The sequence below is a fragment of the Thioalkalivibrio sp. genome, assembly GCF_041685615.1.
GTDB lineage: Bacteria > Pseudomonadota > Gammaproteobacteria > Ectothiorhodospirales > Ectothiorhodospiraceae > Thioalkalivibrio.
The window spans coordinates 1-20,148 of sequence record NZ_JAWLFK010000028.1; the positions used below are offsets into that span (position 1 = coordinate 1).

A 20,148-nucleotide genomic window follows, 5' to 3' on the forward strand; every position below is an offset into this window, starting at 1 on the left:
CACCGGCACCGGCACCACCGCCAGCACCACCGGCACCGCCGCCAGCACCGCCTTCCTGGGCCGGCGGCTGGCCACCCTGGGCACCACCCATGTCACCGCCGCCACCGTCCTGGGCAGAGGCCGCGCCACCCACGGCGAACAGCGAGGTCAGGGCCATTGCGAGCATCGTCTTGCGCATATTCATCATCTTTCTCCTTTGTATCCATTGGTTCGTTCGGATCCTGGAGCGAGGCCGCCATCGCCCCACGGGGTCCGGTGACGTAGCGCCCGCTCCGCGCAACCGTGTGAGGAGGAATGAAGACGGCATCACGTTTCTGATTCCTCGATTGCTGTCCAAAGGAGGAGCACACGCCGTGCCAAAATGAAATTTATCCGGATTGGATCCTATAAAACAGACAGATAGGCAATATATTCGCGTACGCTGCTCGCGCGAAAGGCAACGGAAAACCGAGTCAGAATGACACATGAGTCAGACCGATCCGGGTCAGGATGTCACGACGGGTCGGATTCCCCGAGCTTGCGATAAAGCGTCTTGCGGCCGATGCCGAGGATCCGGGCGGCGCGCTGCTTGTTGCCGTCAACATGCTCCATGACCCGCTGAATGTAGTCGTGTTCGCGCTCCTCGAGGGTCGGCCACTGCCAGTCGTCGCCGATCCCCGGGACCGGTGCACCCGCATCCGGCCCGTCACCACTCGGCGCGCCGGGGCTCTCGCCCCCGCCCTCGAACACGCGCTCCGGCAGATCGCGGGTCTCGATCACCTCGCCCGCGGCCAGGGTGGCGGCGCGTTCCATCAGGCTCGCCAGTTCGCGCACGTTCCCGGGGAAGGAATAGCGCACCAGTGCGCGCAGGGCCTCCGGGCTCAGCCGCCGCTCGGGCAGGCTGCGCGCGAGCGCCTGCTGTTGCAGGAACTGCAGGGCCAGGTGCTCGATGTCGTCGCCACGCGCGCGCAACGGCGGGATCTCGATGCGAAAGGTCTCCAGACGGTAGTAGAGATCCTCGCGGAAACGGCCCTCGGCGATATGCGCCTGCAGGTCCTGGTGGGTGGCGGCAACGATCCGCACGTCCGTCTCGATTTCCTCGTTGGCACCCACCGGACGCACGCGCCCGTCCTGCAACAGGCGCAGCAGCTTGCTCTGCATCGCCACCGGCATCTCGGCGATCTCGTCCAGGAACAGGGTTCCGCCATCGGCCTCCGTGAACAGGCCGCGGCGTGCGCCCTTGGCACCGCTGAAGGCGCCCGCCACGTGCCCCAGCAGTTCCGACTCCAGCAGGGCCTCGGGGATACCGGCACAATTGATCGCGACGAAGGGCCCGGCGGCGCGATCACTTTCCGCGTGCAGGGCCCGCGCCACCAACTCCTTGCCGGTCCCGGACTCGCCGGTGATCAGGACACTGCCGTCGGCGACCGCGATACGCCGGATCAGTTCGAACAGCCGCAGCATCGCCGGGCTGCGTCCCTGCATGCCGTGAAAACCATCGGACTGCGCCAGTACCTCACGGTACCGGCGCACCTCGTCCTTCAGGCGTCGCGCCTCGGTCACGCGGTCCGCGGCCAAACGCAGATGATCGAGATCCACCGGCTTCGTCAAAAAATCGTCGGCCCCCGCCTTCAGCGCGGCCACTGCCTGGTCAATGGTCCCGAACCCCGTAAGCATGATGAAACCTGGCGCAGGCACTCGGGCACGTGCCTCCTGCAGCACCTGGAAGCCGTCGGCGCCGGGCAGGCGCAGGTCACTCACCACCAGGCTAAACGCCTCCTGCGCGAGCGCCTGCGTGGCATCCTCGGCGCTTCCCACCGCCGTGACAACGTATCCCGCCTCGGTCAGTTCCTCGTTCAGTAACTCGCGATGCCCGCGGTCGTCCTCCACGACAAGGACCGCCTCGCGGGGGGCGTGTTGGGGCGCATTCATGGACTTGTTTCCTGTTCATTGTCCGTGGTCAGCGGAAGGGACACGACAAACCGGGTCTCCCCGGCCACACTACGATCCAGCATTACCGTACCGCCGTGATCTTCCAGTGCCACCTGGACAACAGCCAACCCCAGTCCAGTTCCCTCGCCGGTGGGCTTGGTGGTAAAGAACGGCTCGAACAGACGTGCCGCCTGCTCGTCGTCGATCCCGCGCCCGGCAGAGGGACCGTCATCGGCAACCACCAGAACGGCCCGGCCGTCTTCCACCTGCCAGTGGACCCGGACCTCCTCCGCCGCCGCCTGCGCCGCGTTTTCCAGGAGATTCTCCAGCGCCTGGCCCAGACGCAGCCGGTCGGCCGCCACTACCAGAGGCGCGCCCTCGACACGGAACCGCACCGCGCGCGCCGTATGGCGACCCCGCACCCGCTCGACCAGATCCCCGGCCAGTTGCGCGAGATCCAGCGAGCGTTCCTGCAGCGGATTGCGGCGGGCAAAGTCCAGCAACTGCCGCACAATGGTCTCCACCCGCTCGAGTTCGGCCTGCAACGCTTCCATCTCCTTGCGCGCGGGGTCGGCCTCCGGCAGGTGCCGGACAGCGCGCTGTACCCGCCCGGCAATGATCCCGAGCGGCGTTCCCAGCTCATGTGCCACGCCCGCCGCCAATTGACCGATCGCCGCCAGCTTCTCCGAGTGCCGCAACTTCTCCTCGAGGCGCACCTGCTCGTGGCGCCGTGCCTCCAGCTCCGCCTCCGACGCCTCGCGGCGCTCCATCATTCGGTTCATTGACACTGCCAGCCCGCGCAACTCCGACGGCCCGTCCTCCGGGGCACGCAGGCCACGTTGGCCATCACCGATCGCATGCATCGCGAGCATCAGCCGCGAGACATGCCGGCCGACGGCGCGGTGGTACCCCAGCAGCACGACCAGCAGGAACAGAATGCTGACCGCGAGCATCATCAACACGCCCTGCCACTGGAGCTGGGCCACAAAGGCACGGAACGGGGTGACGTCACGGGTCACCTGCAACAGTCCCACGATCCGCCCGGCCGGATCGGACAGCGGCAGGAAGAAGGAAAAGGTCTCGCGACCCTGATGCTCGCCGAAGGCGCCGAGGCTCCCGGTCTCGCTGATGACACGGGCCTCCCCGCGCCGCTGCAGGGTCGGACTGGGCGGACCACTGGAGGCCACCATCCCGCCTTCCGCGTCATACACGTACACCCCGAACACCTCTTCGATCTGGAACAGCGAATCCAGCGACTCCTGCACACCGGAGACATCATCCTGCAGCATCGCACTGGATACCGGCAGACGGATCGAGCGCGCCACCAGCTCGATATCCTCCTGCATGCGATTCTCCATCTGGATCTGGAATTCGCGCAGCCCCAGCGCCACCACCGCCGCCATCAACAACAAGAGCGGCAGCAACACGAATGACAACACCGCGGTGCGCAGGCTGTTCAGGCGTCGGGGCATGGGAGGTTGGCAATCCGCAGAGTTTTCGGGGAGGGGTATGGTAGACACGCCGGACCGCGCGAGGCGAATTGCGGGCAAAAAAAAGCGCGGGTCAAAGCCCGCGCCAAGAAAACCACCAAAGGAGGATGGAGGAGTCCACTAACCGCTGCCAGGGGGGACAGCGATTAGTGTATGCAAATCTTCTAATATGACGATATTATTGTCAACCAGTGAAAGCGCAGGGGGTCGCAAATTTCACCGTCTCGTCACATCACGTACCATTGAAGACCTGCATACCTCCTAAGACGCGCTTGTGCCAAATCTATTCCCGGGTGCGTGCACGAGCCGCCGGGGACTCGCCAAAAGTCGACTGCGTTCACGGATTCACCGCCATGCTTCGTCACCTGAGCCACCCCGTCACACCGCTGGCGCAGAACGCCACCCTGATCTGGTGTGACCACACCGGGGCGGCGGCATGGGTGGATCCCGGCGCGGATGCCGAGACCCTGGAGCGCATCGCCCGCGACCACGGCGTTCACCTGAAGAAGATCCTGCTAACCCACGGCCACCTGGATCACGTGGGGGCCACCGCCGACCTGGCGGCCCGCACCGGCGTTCCGGTCATCGGGCCGCATCGCCACGACGCCTTCTGGCTGGACCAGCTCCCGGCCCAGGCGCAGATCTTTGGTTTCCCGGAGATCCCGCCGCTGGTGCCCGACCAGTGGCTGGAAGACGGCGACACCGTCGATCTGGGACAGACCACGCTCCGTGTGCTGCATTGCCCCGGGCATACCCCCGGCCACGTGATCTTCCACGACCCCGAAAGCCGGCTTGCCCTCGTCGGGGACGTCCTGTTCCACGGCGCAGTCGGGCGCAGCGACTTCCCCCGCGGCAACGGACGCGCGCTGATCGCATCCATCACTGACAAACTCTGGCCGCTGGGCGACGACACCCGATTCGTGCCCGGCCACGGGCCGGAGTCCACCTTTGGCGAGGAACGCCGCAGCAATCCCTTCGTCGGGGATGCGGCCCTCGCCGCCGGCGGCGAACCCGGACGCGGGCGCTACTACTGATCGTGGTGGCGGCTCCCCCGAGCGCGGGGCTCCCCGGTCACCACCTGCACCGGGTTGGTACCGCTCCGTCAGACGGCAAGGGTCCGCGAACGCAAAAGGCCGCCCCGAAGAACGGCCCTCATACGACCCCCTAAGCGGCGCTCAGCCGTTGGCGCGCAGCGCGGCAATGCGCTGCTCGATCGGTGGATGGCTCATGAACAGCTTCTTCAGGCCCTGGGCCATACCGCCGCGGATCCCGAAGGCCGCCATCTGGTCGGGCATGTCCACCGGGCGGCCAGAGGCCCGCGCCAGCGACTCGAGTGCCCCGATCATCTTGTCGCGTCCGGCGAAGCGGGCACCCGCCTGGTCGGCACGGAACTCGCGCTGACGCGAGAACCAGAACACGATCATGGAGGCCAGAATCGCGAGGATGATCTCGGTCACGATGGCGGTGATCCAGAACGCCGGCCCGTGACCGGACTCGTTCTTGAAAATCACCCGGTCCACGAAGTGACCGATCACGCGCGACAGGAAGATCACGAAGGTGTTCACCACGCCCTGGATCAGCGCCAGCGTCACCATGTCGCCGTTTGCGACGTGGCCGACCTCGTGCCCCAGAACGGCCTCGACTTCGCCCTGCCCCATGTTCTGCATCAGCCCGCTGCTCACGGCCACCAGGGCGTTGTTCTTGCTCATGCCGGTGGCAAAGGCGTTCGGGTCGGGCGAGTCGTAGACCCCCACTTCGGGCATGCCAATCCCGGCCTGCTTGGCCTGACGCTGCACCGTCTCCAGCAACCATTGCTCGGTGGCGTTGCGCGGCTTGTCGATCACGTGGACCTTCATGGTCTTCTTCGCCATCCACTTGGAGATGGCGAGCGAGATGAACGACCCGCCGAAACCGAATACGGCGGCGAAGATCAGCAATGCAGTTAGGTCGAGATCGACCCCCTGCTCGTCGAGGATGCTTTCCACCCCGAGGATGCGAAGGGTGATGCTGAGGACAATCAGGATGGCGAAGTTGGTCGCCAGAAACAGCACAATACGTTTCATGAAGCTTTCCTGTACTCCATCAATCAATGCCAGGGGTTGACGCAATAGTCGGGGCAGCGCGGGCGAATTCAAGCGCCGCCCGCATCACTGACCACCGGCACGCCTCCTGGTTCAGGCCGGACGCACTTCCAGTCGATCCGCGTTCTGATAACCACGCGGGAGCTGGCGTCCGCGGCGCGCACGCTCGCCGACATACTCCGCCCATTCCGCCGGTGCCAGCGCCTTGAAGCGCTTGCCCGCATGCACCATCAGGGTGTCTTGCGGCCCCAACACGGCCACCCCGAGCACCCGCTCGGAGCCATCCTTGAGCGCGGCCGACGGGATACCCACCAGCTTGTTGCCCTTGCCGCGCGCCAGCTCCGGCAGACCGCTCGCCACGAACACCAGCAGGTAGCCGCGGGTGGTGACCACCGCGATGTGATCCTCGTGCGGGTTGCGCACCGGCGCCGGCTGCAGCACGGCCGCCCCGGCCGGCACGCTCAGCACACTCTTTCCGGCCTTCTGGCGACCCAGCAAATCGCCAAGCCTCGCAATGAAGCCGTAGCCGTGATCGGAGCCCAGCAGCCAGCGATCTTCCTCCGCCCCGGTGGCGATGCCGACGAAGCGCGCCCCCTCCGGCGGGTTCACCCGGCCCGACAATGGCTCGCCCTGGCCACGCGCCGACGGCAGGGTGTGCGCGGCGATGGTGTAGGTACGCCCGGTGGAGTCGATGAACACCACCGGCTGGTTGCTGCGCCCGGTCACGGCGGCCTGAAAGGCATCCCCCGCCTTGTAATTCAAGCCAGTGGCATCCACGTCGTGGCCCTTGGCCGCGCGTGCCCAGCCCTTCTCCGAGAGCACGATGGTCAGGGGCTCGGTGGGCACCAGCGCCGATTCGTCCAGCGCCTGTGCGGCCGCACGCTGAACCAGCGGCGAGCGGCGCTCGTCACCGTAGTCCTCGGCGTCCTTCTCGATCTCGCGGCGCACCTGGGTGCGCAGGCGACGCTCGGAGCCCAGAGTCTTCTCCAGCTGGTCGCGCTCCTTCGAGAGCTCGTCCTGCTCGCCGCGGATCTTCATCTCCTCGAGCTTCGCCAGGTGGCGCAGCTTCAGCTCCAGGATCGCCTCGGCCTGGATATCCGAGAGGCCAAAACGGCTCATCAACTCGGGTTTCGGCTGATCGTGCTCGCGGATAATCGCGATCACTTCGTCGATGTTGAGATAGGCGATCAGCAGGCCTTCCAGCACGTGCAGCCGGGCCTGCACCTTCTCCAGGCGCCACTGCAGACGCCGGCGCACGGTCTCGATTCGAAACTCCAGCCACTCGCCCAGCAGCCCCGCCAGGTCGCGCACCTGCGGCCGGCCGTCGAGGCCGATCACGTTCATGTTCACGCGGTAGGTCTTCTCGAGGTCCGTGGTCGCGAACAGGTGCGCCATCAGCGCCTCGACGTCCACCCGGTTCGAACGCGGGGTGATCACCAGGCGGGTCGGGTGCTCGTGATCGGACTCGTCGCGCAGGTCCTCGACCATTGGCAGCTTCTTGGCCCGGATCTGGCTGGCGATCTGCTCCAGCAGCTTGGCCCCGGAGACCTGGTGCGGCAACGCTGTCACCACGATGTCGTCGCCTTCCCGCTCGTAGCGCGCGCGGGCGCGGATCGAGCCCTGCCCGGTCTCGTAGACCTTCCGCAAGTCGGCCGGCGGGCTGATGATCTCGGCCTCGGTGGGGAAATCCGGCGCCGGCAGGTGTTCGCACAGCTCGGCCACCGTTGCCTTCGGGTGTTCCAGTAGGTGCACGCAGGCGGCGGCCACCTCGCGCAGGTTGTGCGGCGGAATGTCGGTGGCCATGCCCACCGCGATCCCGGAGCCACCGTTCAGCAACACATTCGGCAGCCGTGCCGGGAGCATCTTCGGCTCCTCCAGCGCGCCGTCGAAATTGGGCACCCAGTCGACCGTGCCCTGCCCGAGTTCGGAGAGCAGGAGCTGGGCGTAGCGCGACAGGCGCGACTCGGTATAGCGCATCGCCGCAAACGACTTCGGATCGTCGGGCGAGCCCCAGTTGCCCTGCCCGTCGACGAACGGATAGCGATAGGAGAACGGCTGCGCCATCAGGACCATCGCCTCGTAGCACGCCGAGTCCCCGTGCGGGTGGAACTTGCCAAGTACGTCGCCCACGGTGCGCGCCGACTTCTTGTACTTGGCGGTGGCAGAAAGTCCCAGCTCGCTCATCGCGTAGATGATCCGCCGCTGCACCGGCTTCAGGCCGTCGCCGATATGCGGCAGCGCACGGTCCAGGATCACGTACATGGAGTAGTCGAGGTACGCCTTCTCGGTGAAGTCCTTCAGCGGTAGCTGCTCGCCGCTGTTGGCGAACAGGCTGGGGGTTTCGATATCGGTCATCGGCGGTCTCGCGGACGTGGATGGGCCGGGGTTTTACGCCGGGCCGGGCCCGCGTACTGTAGCGGGCACGCGCCCGACGTTCCACGGGGCGGTCGGAAAACGCACACAAGGAGTCCGTTCGTGCCGGATACAGGCTGGATCGCCAGTATCGTCGCCGCCGTCGTTTTTGCCCTGGCGGCGATCAGCGTGGTGCACGCGCTGCTGCAACGACGCGACACCGGGACCATCATCGCCTGGGTCGGGCTGATCGTGTTGCTGCCCCTGGGCGGCTCGCTCCTGTACTGGCTGTTCGGGGTCAATCGCATCCGGCGGCGGGCCCATGCGCTGCGCGAGGGCTACCTGATCGCCGACCCCAGCGCCGGCAAAGCCACCCTTGCCGAGCCCCCGGAACGCTGGCGGCGCCTGCTGCATTCCGGTGATCGCCTGAGTCCGTTTCGCCTGGCGGGAGGCAACGCCATCGAACCGCTGTTCGACGGCGACCGCACCTATGCCCGCATGCTCGATGCGATCGACGCAGCCCGGTACAGCATCACCCTGGCCACTTACATCTTCGACTACGACCGGGTAGGCGAACGCTTCATCGCCCACCTGCAGCAGGCACAGGACCGGGGCGTTCAGGTGCGGATCCTGATCGATGCCATCGGGGCCCGTTACAGCCGCCGCAACACGCTGCGCCAGTTGCGCCGGGCGGGCATTCCGGCCGCTGCATTCATGCCCGTGCACCTCCCGCGCAGTCTGGCCGCATTCAATCTGCGCAACCACCGCAAGATGCTGGTCATCGACGGCACCCGCGCCTTTACCGGCGGCATGAACATCCGCCGCGGTCACAGCCACACCGACCCGGGGCCGCGCCCGATACTCGACCTCCACTTCGAGTTGCGCGGCCCGGCCTGCAGCCAGCTGCAGCGGGTCTTCGTGGAAGACTGGCTGTTCGCCACCGGCGAACGCCTGGACGGTTCGCAGTGGTTCCCGGAGAACGTCGAGCGCGCCGGGGCCCGCGCCTGTCGAGGTCTGCCCGACGGCCCGGACGAGGACTTCGAGGTCCTGAACTTCACCCTGCAGTCGGCCCTGGCCGAGGCGCGCGAACGGGTCACCATCGTTACCCCGTACTTCCTGCCGGACGTGGCACTGACCGGCGCCTTGAAGGCTGCGGCGCTGCGCGGCGTGGAGGTCGACATCCTGATTCCGTCCCGCAGCAACCTGCGGCTGGTGGAATGGGCGAGCCGCCCGCAGCAGGCCGAGTTGCTGGAGCGCGGCTGCCGCCTGTGGTTGACACCACCCCCCTTCAACCACGCCAAGCTGATGCTGGTCGACGGCGAATGGGCCCTGGTCGGCTCCGCCAACTGGGACCCGCGCAGCCTGCGCCTGAACTTCGAGTTCAACCTGGAATGTCTGGACGCCGGGCTGGGCGGGGAGCTGGCCACCTGGGCCGACCATCTGCGCGATCAATCGCATCCCCTGACACTCGACGAGGTTCATGCCCGCCCACTGCCCGCACAGCTGCGCGACGGCGCCGCGCGCCTGCTCACACCTTATCTTTAGTCCGGGTCCGCTGGGCCATCCGCAGACATGGAGACGGCGTTAGCCTGGCACGGCCCGGCCGGCGCACGAACCGGGGCGCGCGCGCGTGGTCTTTTGTACTGTAGCGACAGGGCACATGAACACACCTGACAGGCCCGGAGCGCTTCGCCGCAGGGGGGGTAAAGGGATGTTACGACACGCGGAAACCGCAACGGAGGGCCAATGAACGGCGTTCTGGCTCCTTCGCTTTATCTGGCTGCCGGCCTGGCGGCCTACGCCACCATGAGCCACCTTTTGCACAGTTGGCAGAGCGCACGGCGAACGGAACACCGGCTGTTCGCCGCGATGTGCGCCCTGATGGTGCTGCTCGCCATCGGGTCAGCGCAGACGTACCAGGCCGACAGCATCGACGCCTACACCCGCGCACTCACGCTGAATGTCTATCTGCTGGGCCCGTTCTACGTGCTGTTTGCCGCCTTCGTCGCGGCCCACACCCAGACACCCGCCCGCAGACTGATCACCGGGTTGCTGGTCCTTCTGGTGATCCTCTGGATCGTCAACACCCTGCAGCCCTACAGCATGCAGTTCCGCAGCATCGACGAACTCCGCATCCTGGAACTGCCCTGGGGTGAAACCGTGGCCCTGGCGGTGGGCACCATCAGCCCCTGGTTCGGCTTCGGCGTTGTCGTGGTCTTCCTGGTGTTCGGCTTTGCGCTGGCCACGCTGATCCGGCATTACCGACGCCACCACCAGGCCACCACCCTGCTCCTGCTGGCCGGGATCGGGATCTTCGTGCTGTTCACCGTACAGGGCGTACTGGCCCGTTCCGGCGTGTTCGAGATGCCGCAGCTCGCGCCGTTCGGCTACGTCGTGATGGTGGTGATGATGAGCCTGATACTGAACCGCGAAACCGGCGAACGCCTGCGCGACTCGGAAGGCCGTTTTCGCGCCCTGGTGGAACAGTCGCCCATCGGCATCCAGGTGCTCACGCCCGAGGGCGAGATTCGCCAGAGCAACCCGGCCTGGGCGCGGATGCACGGCGCCCAGGCCGCCCGTGCGGGTGGCAATGTCCTGGAGCGCGCGGATGCCGTTGACCGCCAGCTCCGCGCGCCGTTCGAAGACGCCTTGCGCGGGCAGTACCGCGAGATCGGCCCCCTGCCCTATACGCCTCCGGACACCTCCGACGCACCCGGCGACAGGGACAGCCCCGCCCCTGTCGGCGAACGCTGGCTGAGGGGTTGCATCTACCCGCTGCAGGATGCGCGCGGCGAAGTACAGGACGTGATCGTGATGCAGGAGGACATCACCGCCGCGCACCGCAGCGAGGAGGCCCTGCGCCTGATCGCCGAGGGACTGCAGGCGCGTTCCCGCGAGGAGTTTTTCCAGCAGCTGGTGCTCAAGCTGAGCAATCTGTTCGAAGCCGACTATGCCCTGATCGGCGCCGAGGCCCCGGGCCAGCCCGGGGTGATCGAAACCGTTGCCCTGTGCGCCCAGGGGCGCATCGTGGAGAACTTTCGCTACGACCTGGCCGAAACTCCCTGCGAACGCGTACTGGATATCGGGGCCTGCATCTATCCCTGCGACGTACAGCGCCGCTTCCCGCGCGACGAGATGCTGGTGGAAATGGAGGCCGAGAGCTACCTCGGCGCCCCGATGCTGGACAGTCAGGGCACACTGCTCGGGCACATCGCGATGGTCAACCGCCACCCGGTCGAGGATGTCGACAAGGCGATGGAGATCCTCGGGATCATGGCCGACCGCGCGGGCGCCGAACTGGAACGCCTGCAGACCGAGGAGCATATCCACGCCCTGGCCTACCACGATGCCCTGACCGGGCTGGCCAACCGCACCCGCCTGCACGATGATCTGACCCGGCATATCGAGGAGGCCGTCGCCGGCGGGCTGCACGGCGGGCTGATCCTGATCGACCTGGATCACTTCAAGACCATCAACGACGCGCTCGGCCACGCGGTGGGGGACACCGTGCTGGGCGCGGTCGCCGACCGCCTGCGCGGCCACGCCCCCGAGGACGCGCTGATCGTGCGCCTCGGGGGCGACGAGTTTGCCGTGGTGCTGCCCCCGCGCGAGCTGGCGCTCGAGTCCGAGCTCCTGACCATCGCCGAACATATCCTCGAGGCCCTGCAACGCCCCATCATTATTGGCGAGCGCACCTTCGGCGTCGGCGCCAGCCTCGGGTGCGTGTGCTATCCGGATGCCGGCGAGAGCTCGGCGGATGCCCTGCGCCACGCCGATATCGCCCTGTATCAGGCCAAGCGCGCCGGCCGCGGCGGCGTGCAGTTCTACCGCCATGCCCTGCAGGACGAGGCGCATGCCCGACTGCAGATCGAGGACGGCCTACGCCAGGCGGCGGAGCGCGGCGAACTGGACCTGCACTACCAGCCACAGGTCGACGCCGCCGACCGCTTGATCGGCATCGAGGCCCTGCTTCGCTGGGATCATCCGGAACTGGGCACAGTCCCTCCGGACCTGTTCGTCCCGGTGGCGGAGGAGACCGGCCTGATCCACAGGATCGGCAACTGGGTCCTGGATCACGCCCTGGACCGGCTCTCGCAGTGGCAGAGCGGGGGCCTGCGTCCACCGCGGCTCGCCCTGAACCTTTCACCCTGGCAGCTCTCGCGCCCCGACTTTGTCGAGCAGTTCCATGCCCGCCTGCGCCGATACCGGCTGGACGGTCACGCGCTGACGCTCGAGGTCACCGAATCCGGCCTGCTGCGTGACCTGCCGGATGCCATGGCCAAGCTCGGTGCACTGCGCCGGCTGGGGGTCCGCATCGCCCTGGACGACTTCGGCACCGGCTACTCCTCGCTGGCCTACCTGCGTGATCTCCCGGTGGACGAGCTGAAGATCGACAAGTCCTTTGTCCAGGAACTGGCGGCGGGCGGCGACCGGACGCTGATCGAGAACATCGTGGACATCGCGCGCAATATGGAACTGGACGTGATCGCCGAGGGCGTAGAACACCCGGAACAGCGGGAACAGCTCCTGGCCCTGGGCTGCACGCACTTCCAAGGTTATCTGTTCAGCGAACCGCTGTCCCACGACCAACTCGTCGCACGGCTGGATCCGCTGTGAGCCCTCAGTCGCCTGCGGACGGGTCCTCCAGCCCGCATCCCAGCGCGCCGCGCCGGCGCAGCTCCAGATCCGTCTCACGACGCGTGGCATCCGGGCTCTCCTGGTAGAGCACGATACGGCTGCCGCCTTCTTCCTTGGCCAGATACATCGCGCGATCCGCACTCTGCAGCAATGCCTCCGCATCGTCGCCGTCCCCGGGATAGAACGCCGCCCCCATGCTGAGCCCGACACGAACCGCCTCGCGATTCACCTCCACCGGGTCCTCGAAGCGCTCGATCAGCTTGAGCCCGATACCGGTCACTGCCTCCGGGTCGCGGACGTTCTCCAGCAACAGCACGAACTCGTCGCCGCCCACGCGGGCGACCACATCGCTGTCGCGCACCCCATCGCGCAGGCGCCGCGCCACGGTCACCAGCATCACGTCGCCGGCATCATGCCCGAGGCGGTCATTGATCGGCTTGAAGCCATCGAGGTCGCAGACCACCAGTGCCAGTCCGGTGCCGGAACGCTGGGTCCGACGCAGGGCCTGCTGCAGATGCTCCTGCAACAGGCTGCGATTGGGCAGCCCGGTCAGGGAATCGTGGTGCGCCTGGTGCCAAAGGCGCTCCTCCGAGGCCTTGTCGCGGGTGATGTCGCGCACCATTCCCAGCACCTGTACCGCCCGTCCCTCGGCATCGCAGTCGATCTCGCCCTCCACCCGGACATGGCGAACCCCGCCGTCCGGGCGCACCACGCGATGATCCACCCGGTAGAAGGTCTCGCGGTCCAGGGCCTCGTTGGTCGCACGCCGTACCCGCGTGCGGTCCTCCGGATGAATAGCGCGCATGTACGCCTCGAAGCCCGCACTCTCGGTCTTGGGGTCGAGACCGAACAGCTCGTAGACATGTGACGACCAGTTCATGCGCTGCCCGCGAATATCCCAGTCCCAGTACCCGGCCCCGGCAATCCGCTGGGCCTCCTCCAGGCGCTCGGTGGTCTCCTGCAGTGCGGCGGTGCGCCGGGCCACCGCCGCCTCCAGTCCGGCCTGCGTTTCGCGCAGGCGCGCCTCGACGTGCTGCCGCCCCTCCAACTCCTGGCGCAGTGCGTCATGATCGCGCCAGATCCGCCGCCGCACCCGGATCCACATGAGCAGCATGATCAGCACGGTCAGGGCCGTCGCGACCAGGGTCACCTGCTGCGCCTGTTCGTGGCGCCGCGCCATAGCGGTCACCGCCTCCTCGTTGTCGCGCTCGAAGGCCCGGAGGATGGCCTCCATCTGATCGAGGACCTCCTCCTGCACCGGCATCGCATCGGCATACAGGATCGCGAGCGCCTCGTTGCGCCCGCCCGCCAGGGCGATATCCACGAGTTCGGAGAGAATCGGGGCACCGGTGGCCGTCAGTTCGCGCAGTTCCGCGAGCAACGTGGCGTCACGCGGCGTCCGGGCCAGCATCTCGGCACCCGCGCGTGCGTCCAGGAAGCGCTCGGCCAGTTCGCGGAATTCCCGGTTGTAGCGATCCTGCAGGGTCGGATCCTCGGCGCTGATCACCAGAGAGGCACGCAGCATACGCTCGCGCACCAGGCTGCGCATGCGATGTACGCGGTCCACCTTCTCCACGTATTCTTCGGTGAGTGCCTGGACATCGTTCTGCAGTTGCTGCACGCGCAGCCAGCTGGCCACGGCGACCACCGCGACCAGCAACAGCACCACGACAAAGGCACTGGTCAGACCGGGAACGAAGGGGCGCGGGGACATCGCGGCTCAATACGCCCGGGGAATCGGAGGAACGATGGATGCACGCGCGCCGGCGGCCAGCCAGGCACCACCAACCGCTGTCACATCCTTGACGCGCATCCCGTTACCCCGGTTTGATCGATCACATCTGCACGATCCAGCCGGAAGGGTGCCGCGAGATGTCTGTCAATACAAGAGAGGGCCGCGACCGGATAGGCCGCGAACGCATGGAAGCGCCCCTGTCAGCGCGGCGGCTGGCAGAACTGGAGCGGGCCTACCGCAGGGCCGACTACCATCTGGATACCGGAGACGGCCCACGCAGCCTGCAGATCGACCGGCCGGCGGAGGAAGTCGCGGCCTGGATCGCGGCACACGGCCTGCAGAGGCTGGTGCTGCTAACCGCCTGGAACCCGGGCAGCCGCCCGCTCGCCAACGCGGAAAACACGCAACGCCAGCGTCAACTGGAACGGGCCGTGGCCGAACACGGCCTGCGCGCCTGGCCGGCCCGCAACCGCGACCCGGACGGCCAATGGCCGGACGAACCCGCCCTGGCGATCGCGGACCTGCCCGACAACCTGCTCGCAAGCTGGCTGGAGGCCTTCGGCCAGAACGCCGCGGTCCTGCTGGAACCGCCCGCCACACCCCGGCTCGTGTGGCACCCGGCGCTGGCGCGGTAGCGCACTTACAGCGGCAGGCGCCCGCCCGAGGCCACCACGATGGTCGCCAAGCCGATCACGGTGTTGATTCCGACCAGGATGCGGATCTGACCCAACCGGCGCAGGCCTTCCTGGGTGTCGTTCGCGGCGATGGCCTGGCGCATCCGGCGGAACGGCGCGAAGAACACGTGAGCGAAGATCACCATCATGACCAGGCCCAGCAGCAGCATGGTGTGTACGCTGGGGTGCACGTCCCCCATCCCGCCGAACACCCCGAAGATCATGTAGAGGCCGGTCACCAGGATTACCAGGACCGAGACCCAGACCCAGGGAAAAAAGCGTGCGAACACGCCCTCCCACACCTTCAGCCGGGCCGCCCCCTCGAGCTGCTGCCCGGCCACCGGGCGCAGGAACATGTAGGCGAAGAACATGCCCCCCACCCAGATCACCACCGCCAGAACATGCAGCACGTTTGCCAGTGCGTATCCCGTCATTGCCTGTTTCCTCTGTCACGTTGTCCGATGGGGCCGCAGTGTATCCATCCTGGCGCCGCGCTGCCGAGGCCCCGCCACCCCGGAGGGGCGAAGTCATCGGCGTCACCCCCCGGGAAACCCGGGTTGCCCCCTCGAATGTGTACATTAATCAGCGTTTCCCTAGAATGACGCGTCAGCAACAGGCGACTCGCCTGTTCGAGCCCCGAACCCGCCTGCACGAGGAGCCCGCATGTCGCGCGAGATCATCCAGACCGAAAACGCCCCGGCCGCCATCGGCCCGTATTCGCAGGCCGTGCGCACCGGTGACACCCTGTACCTCTCGGGCCAGATCCCGCTGGACCCGGCCACCATGGAATTGATCGGCGGCGGCATCGAGAACCAGATTCGCCAGGTTTTTGCCAACCTCCAGGCGGTCCTCGAGGCGGCGGGCGCGAGCACCGCCGACATCGCCAAGCTGAACATCTTCCTGACCGACCTGACCCACTTCCCACTGGTCAACGAGATCATGAGCGAGGTCTTCGGCGAGCCCTACCCGGCGCGTGCCGCGCTCGGCGTGGCCGCCCTGCCCAAAGGCGCCCAGGTGGAGATGGACGCCATCGCCTGGTGCCCGCGCGGCTGATCGCGCCGCGCGAGCGCGACCGGTGGACCTTCAGGCCCCGCTCACCACGCTGAAGGGCGTCGGTCCGGCCGTGGCCGAGCGCCTCGAACGCCTGGGCCTGGAACAGGCCGGGGATCTGCTGTTTCACCTGCCCCTGCGCTTCGAGGACCGCACCCGACTCACCCCGATCGCCGCCCTGCGCCCGGGGCTAGCCACGCTGTTCGAGGGCCACGTCACCCAGGCCGAGGTGATCCACCGCCGCCGGCGCATGCTGGTGGTGACCCTGGCCGACGACCAGGCCCGGATCCTGCTGCGGTTCTTCCACTTCGGCGCCAACCAGCAACGGCGCCTGAGCCCGGGCACGCGGATCCGCGCCTTCGGCGAGCCACGCGGCATGCCCGGCGCGCTGGAATGCGTGCATCCGGAGTTCCAGACCGTGGGCGATACCCCGCCCGCGCTGGAGTCGCACCTGACCCCGATCTATCCGACCACCGAAGGCATCTCGCAGAAACTGTTGCGCCAGCTGGTCGCGCACGCCCTGCCGGGCATGCAGGCCCTGCCCGACCTGCTGCCCGAGCTGACCCGGCATGGCCTTCCCGGCCTGCACGCCGCGCTGGAACAGTTGCACCACCCGCCAGCACAGGCCGAGGCCCTGAGCGCCCTTGATACCCCGGAGAATCGGAGTCCGGCGCGCACGCGCCTCGCGTTGGAAGAACTGTGCGCCCACCAGCTCGCGCGCATGCAACAAAGCCGGATGCCCGAGGACGCACGCCGCGCGCCGGTCATCCAGCCACCGGGCCGGCTGTGGCAACAACTGCGCGACCAGCTCCCGTTCGAGCCCACCGGGGCACAGGAGCGCGTCACCGGCGAGATCCTCGCCGACCTTGCCCGGCCACAACCGATGAACCGCCTGGTCCAGGGCGATGTCGGCTCCGGCAAGACCCTGGTTGCGGTCGCCGCCGCCCTGGCGGCGGTGGAGGCCGGCTATCAGGTCGCCTTCATGGCCCCGACCGAACTCCTGGCCCGCCAGCACGGACGCAACCTCGCCCAGTGGCTGGAGCCCCTGGGGGTGGAGATCGCCTGGGTGGGCGGGCGCCAGACCGCCGGTGAACGCGGCCAGCTGCTCGCGGAACTGGCCGGGGGGCAGCGCCAGGTCGCGATCGGGACCCACGCCCTGTTCCAGGAAGAGGTCCGGTTCCGCCACCTGGGGCTCGCGATCATCGACGAACAGCACCGCTTCGGCGTACACCAGCGCATGGCCCTGCGCGACAAGGGCAACGACCGGATGCCACACCAATTGATCATGACTGCCACCCCGATCCCGCGCACCCTGGCGATGGCCCTGTACGCGGAACTGGCCAGCTCGGTCATCGACGAGCGCCCGCCCGGGCGCACCCCGGTGCGCACCGCGCTGATCAGCCACGAGCGCCGGGACGAGGTCATCGAACGCATCCGCGCCGCCTGCGGCTCCGGTACCCAGGCGTACTGGGTCTGTCCGCTGGTGGAGGAATCGGAACAACTGGAGGCGGAATCCGCCGAGGCCACCGCCGAACGCCTGCGCGCGGCGCTGCCGGAACTGACCATCGGACTGGCCCACGGACGCATGAAGGGACCCGAGCGCGACGCAGTGATGGAGCGCTTCCGCGCGGGCGCGATCGACCTGCTGGTGGCAACCACAGTGATCGAGGTCGGCGTGGACGTCCCCAATGCCAGCCTGATGATCATCGAGAACGCCGAACGCATGGGGCTTTCACAGCTGCACCAGCTGCGCGGCCGGGTCGGGCGCGGCAATACGGCCTCCGCCTGCGTGCTGCTCTACCGCCCGCCGCTGGGCGAGACCGCCCGCGAACGCCTGGAGGCGATGCGGCGCACCGACGACGGCTTCGAGATCGCGGAGGTGGACCTCAAGCTGCGCGGCCCCGGCGAGTTGCTGGGCACCCGCCAGACCGGCGATCGCAGCTTTCGCGTCGCCGACTGGGCCCGCGATCAGGACCTGCTGGACGAGGCCACCACGCTGGCCGCACAGGTCGATACCGAACCGGCCCGCGCCGGTGCCCTGATCGAACGCTGGCTGGGCACCGCCACCCGCTACGCCACGGTGGGATAGCCCAAGGTCAAAGGACAGATCCACCACGAAGCGCACGAAGCCACGAAGAAGGTCAAAAGCCTTTCACCACAGGGGACACGAAGGGCACGAAGAAAAGAGAGGAAATGGGTCATGCTTGGATGGCGAAGGCGGAGTTCGATCTGCTTTCCGCTTGAACCCTGGCTTTCTCCGTGTCCTCTGTACCCTCGGTGGCTCAAGCCGCCCTTGAAGTAGGCCTTCTTCGTGGCTTCGTGCGCTTCGCGGTGAAGACAGGATCAGGGGCGCAGCAGCGGGCCCTCGACGGCATCGCGGGCCTCGCGGCCGGCGAGCTGCTCGATCAGGGTCAGCGCGAAGTCCATCGCGGCCCCCGGGCCACGCCCGGTGACCAGTCGCCCGTCGACCTCCACCGGGGCCCCGGTGGACGGGATTCCGGCGTCGTCCAGCGCCCCGGTGAAGGAGGTCACCGTGCGACCTTCCAGCAGTCCGGCCTCGGCCAGCGCCTTGGGCCCAGCGCAAACCGCGGCCAGGTAGCCGTCGCGTTCGGCCTGCGCGCGCAGCATCCCTTGAACCCGGGCATCATCGCGCAGGTGATTGGCCCCGGGCAGCCCTCCGGGCAACACGATCAGATCAAAGGTAGTATCCAGCACCTGGTCCATGGTGGTATCCGGCTGGATCACCGTGCCCCGCGAACAGGTCACCGGCCCGGGCTCCAGCCCGGCGACGGTGACCTCGAATTGCGCCCGCCGCAGCAGGTCAATGATCGTGACTGCCTCCAGTTCCTCGGCCCCGGCAGCCAGGGGCACCAGTACGTTTGGCATCAATCCTCCGTCGGTCACACTCAGCGGCGGTTGTAAAAGTCCAGCCCCTTCAGGAGGTTCAGCGCCTCGCTCAGCCCATAGTCGCGCTCAGCCAGAGCCTGGTCATCGTCATCATCGTCATCCTTCCCGTCCACGGCCTCCGGCAGGCCATCGCGGCCCATGCGGGCACCGCCGTCTTCGTTGTCGGAGCGCTGCACCACGAGCTGCTGCAGGCGGATGTCGGGATCAATTCCGTCCTCGTTGATCGCACGACCCTCGGGGGTGAAGTAACGCGCGGTGGTCAGCTTGATTCCGGTGGCCTCGGTCAACGGCAGAATGGTCTGCACCGACCCCTTGCCGAAGGTGTTCTGCCCCATGACCACGGCCCGCTTGTGATCCTGCAGCGCGCCGGCCACGATCTCGGAGGCCGAGGCCGACCCGCGATTGACCATCACCACCATCGGCGCGCCCTTGAGCACGTCACCCGGCGAGGCCTGGTACCGGAACTGCGAGTCCTCCAGCCGGCCCTCGGTATAGACGATCAGACCCTCTTCGAGGAAGGCGTCCGATACACCCACGGCCCCGTTGAGGATGCCCCCGGGGTTGTTGCGCAGATCCAGCACCAGCCCCTTCAGTTCGTCCTCCTCCTGAAGATCCTCGACGGCCTTCACGAGGTCGCGCGCAGTGCGCTGCTGGAAGTTGCTGATGCGCACGTAGCCGTAGCCGTCTTCCAGGACCTCCGAACGCACGCTCTGCACCTGGATCACGTCACGGGTGATGGTGATCTCCATCGGCCGGTCCTCGCCGTCGCGCAATACGGTCAGGGTGATATCCGAGCCCTTCTCGCCGCGCATCTTGGCAACCGCGTCGGACAGCGACATATCCTTCACCGACTCTCCGTCCAGGCGGATGATCAGGTCGCCGGCCTCGATGCCTGCACGGCTGGCCGGGGTATCGTCGATCGGCGCGATCACCTTGACGAAGCCGTCCTCCATGCCCACCTCGATGCCCAGACCCCCGAACTCGCCGGAGGTCCCGACCTGCATGTCCTCGAAATCCTTCTCGTCCAGATAGGCCGAGTGCGAATCCAGACCGGACAGCATCCCCTCAATCGCGCTGTCCAGCAGATCCTCGTCATCGACCTCGGTGACGTAATTGCGCTTGATGCGCATGTACACGTCGGTGAAGCGCTGCAGATCCTCTACCGGCAGGGCGGATTGCGCGCCATTGTCGCGGTCGGCGTACACGGCCACCGAGACACTCAACATGACCCCGACGACCAGTCCGACGATCAGGGCGTATCCGGTGCGACAAGACTTGCTCATTACCTTTCCTCGTTACATGAGGTGACT

14 protein-coding genes and 1 pseudogene are annotated in these 20,148 nt (G+C 67.3%); 6 read left to right on the forward strand and 9 right to left on the reverse strand.

All coding sequences use genetic code 11. The features are described from left to right. From ACESLR_RS07245 to ACESLR_RS07255, 3 genes and pseudogenes are all read right to left on the reverse strand, one after another. Nucleotides 1-184 (reverse strand): annotated as a pseudogene (locus ACESLR_RS07245) (hypothetical protein); the annotation flags it as partial. A 308-nt stretch (nt 185-492) separates the two neighbouring features. Further along, complete coding sequence (locus tag ACESLR_RS07250; RefSeq protein WP_373024334.1) at nt 493-1,911, reverse strand: sigma-54-dependent transcriptional regulator; 1,419 nt, start codon at nt 1,909-1,911, stop codon at nt 493-495. Further along, nucleotides 1,908-3,383, reverse strand: a complete 1,476-nt coding sequence (locus tag ACESLR_RS07255; protein WP_373024333.1) for an ATP-binding protein — start codon at nt 3,381-3,383, stop codon at nt 1,908-1,910. Before ACESLR_RS07255 ends, ACESLR_RS07250 begins: the two co-directional genes overlap by 4 nt. 371 nt (nt 3,384-3,754) lie before the next feature. Between ACESLR_RS07255 and ACESLR_RS07260 the strand changes: the two genes are divergently transcribed. Continuing rightward, nucleotides 3,755-4,435 carry an MBL fold metallo-hydrolase gene (locus ACESLR_RS07260; protein WP_373024331.1) on the forward strand — a complete coding sequence of 227 codons (681 nt, stop codon included), beginning with the start codon at nt 3,755-3,757 and terminating at the stop codon, nt 4,433-4,435. A gap of 141 nt (nt 4,436-4,576) precedes the next feature. On the opposite strand, the gene htpX is transcribed toward ACESLR_RS07260, so the two are convergent. After that, a complete protein-coding gene (htpX, locus tag ACESLR_RS07265; protein ID WP_373024330.1) occupies nt 4,577-5,464 on the reverse strand; it encodes a protease HtpX in 888 nt (295 codons plus the stop codon). Between the two features lie 111 nt (nt 5,465-5,575). Continuing rightward, nucleotides 5,576-7,837: a DNA topoisomerase IV subunit A gene (gene parC / locus ACESLR_RS07270; protein WP_373024329.1), complete on the reverse strand. Its 2,262-nt coding sequence runs from the start codon at nt 7,835-7,837 to the stop codon at nt 5,576-5,578. Nucleotides 7,838-7,957: 120 nt separating this feature from the next. Here parC and cls point away from each other — a divergent pair, with 120 nt between their 5' ends. Then, nucleotides 7,958-9,379, forward strand: coding sequence for a cardiolipin synthase (gene cls / locus ACESLR_RS07275; protein ID WP_373024328.1), 1,422 nt, complete (start codon nt 7,958-7,960; stop codon nt 9,377-9,379). A gap of 201 nt (nt 9,380-9,580) precedes the next feature. Continuing rightward, a complete protein-coding gene (locus tag ACESLR_RS07280; protein WP_373024327.1) occupies nt 9,581-12,451 on the forward strand; it encodes an EAL domain-containing protein in 2,871 nt (956 codons plus the stop codon). A 4-nt stretch (nt 12,452-12,455) separates the two neighbouring features. Here the strand turns inward: ACESLR_RS07280 and ACESLR_RS07285 are convergent, their stop codons facing one another. Continuing rightward, nucleotides 12,456-14,186 carry a diguanylate cyclase domain-containing protein gene (locus ACESLR_RS07285; protein WP_373024326.1) on the reverse strand — a complete coding sequence of 577 codons (1,731 nt, stop codon included), beginning with the start codon at nt 14,184-14,186 and terminating at the stop codon, nt 12,456-12,458. A 158-nt stretch (nt 14,187-14,344) separates the two neighbouring features. Between ACESLR_RS07285 and ACESLR_RS07290 the strand changes: the two genes are divergently transcribed. Then, a complete protein-coding gene (locus ACESLR_RS07290; protein ID WP_373024325.1) occupies nt 14,345-14,842 on the forward strand; it encodes a DUF3293 domain-containing protein in 498 nt (165 codons plus the stop codon). Nucleotides 14,843-14,847: 5 nt separating this feature from the next. On the opposite strand, the gene ACESLR_RS07295 is transcribed toward ACESLR_RS07290, so the two are convergent. Then, complete coding sequence (locus ACESLR_RS07295) at nt 14,848-15,315, reverse strand: CopD family protein (RefSeq protein ID WP_373024324.1); 468 nt, start codon at nt 15,313-15,315, stop codon at nt 14,848-14,850. Between the two features lie 229 nt (nt 15,316-15,544). On the opposite strand from ACESLR_RS07295, the gene ACESLR_RS07300 reads away from it, so the two are divergent. Then, nucleotides 15,545-15,934: a RidA family protein gene (locus tag ACESLR_RS07300; RefSeq protein ID WP_373024323.1), complete on the forward strand. Its 390-nt coding sequence runs from the start codon at nt 15,545-15,547 to the stop codon at nt 15,932-15,934. Next, nucleotides 15,855-18,020 (forward strand): ATP-dependent DNA helicase RecG, encoded by a 2,166-nt coding sequence (recG, locus tag ACESLR_RS07305; protein ID WP_373024322.1) that lies wholly within the window; start codon nt 15,855-15,857, stop codon nt 18,018-18,020. The genes ACESLR_RS07300 and recG overlap by 80 nt, the downstream gene beginning before the upstream one ends. A 254-nt stretch (nt 18,021-18,274) precedes the next feature. Here recG and ACESLR_RS07310 read toward each other — a convergent pair whose 3' ends face one another. Together ACESLR_RS07310 and ACESLR_RS07315 are read right to left on the reverse strand one after the other, a co-directional pair. Next, nucleotides 18,275-18,817, reverse strand: a complete 543-nt coding sequence (locus ACESLR_RS07310) for a DJ-1 family glyoxalase III (protein ID WP_373024321.1) — start codon at nt 18,815-18,817, stop codon at nt 18,275-18,277. Between the two features lie 20 nt (nt 18,818-18,837). Next, entirely contained in the window at nt 18,838-20,121 is a 1,284-nt protein-coding gene (locus ACESLR_RS07315) for a S41 family peptidase (RefSeq protein WP_373024320.1), read from the reverse strand. Nucleotides 20,122-20,148: the final 27 nt, after the last annotated feature.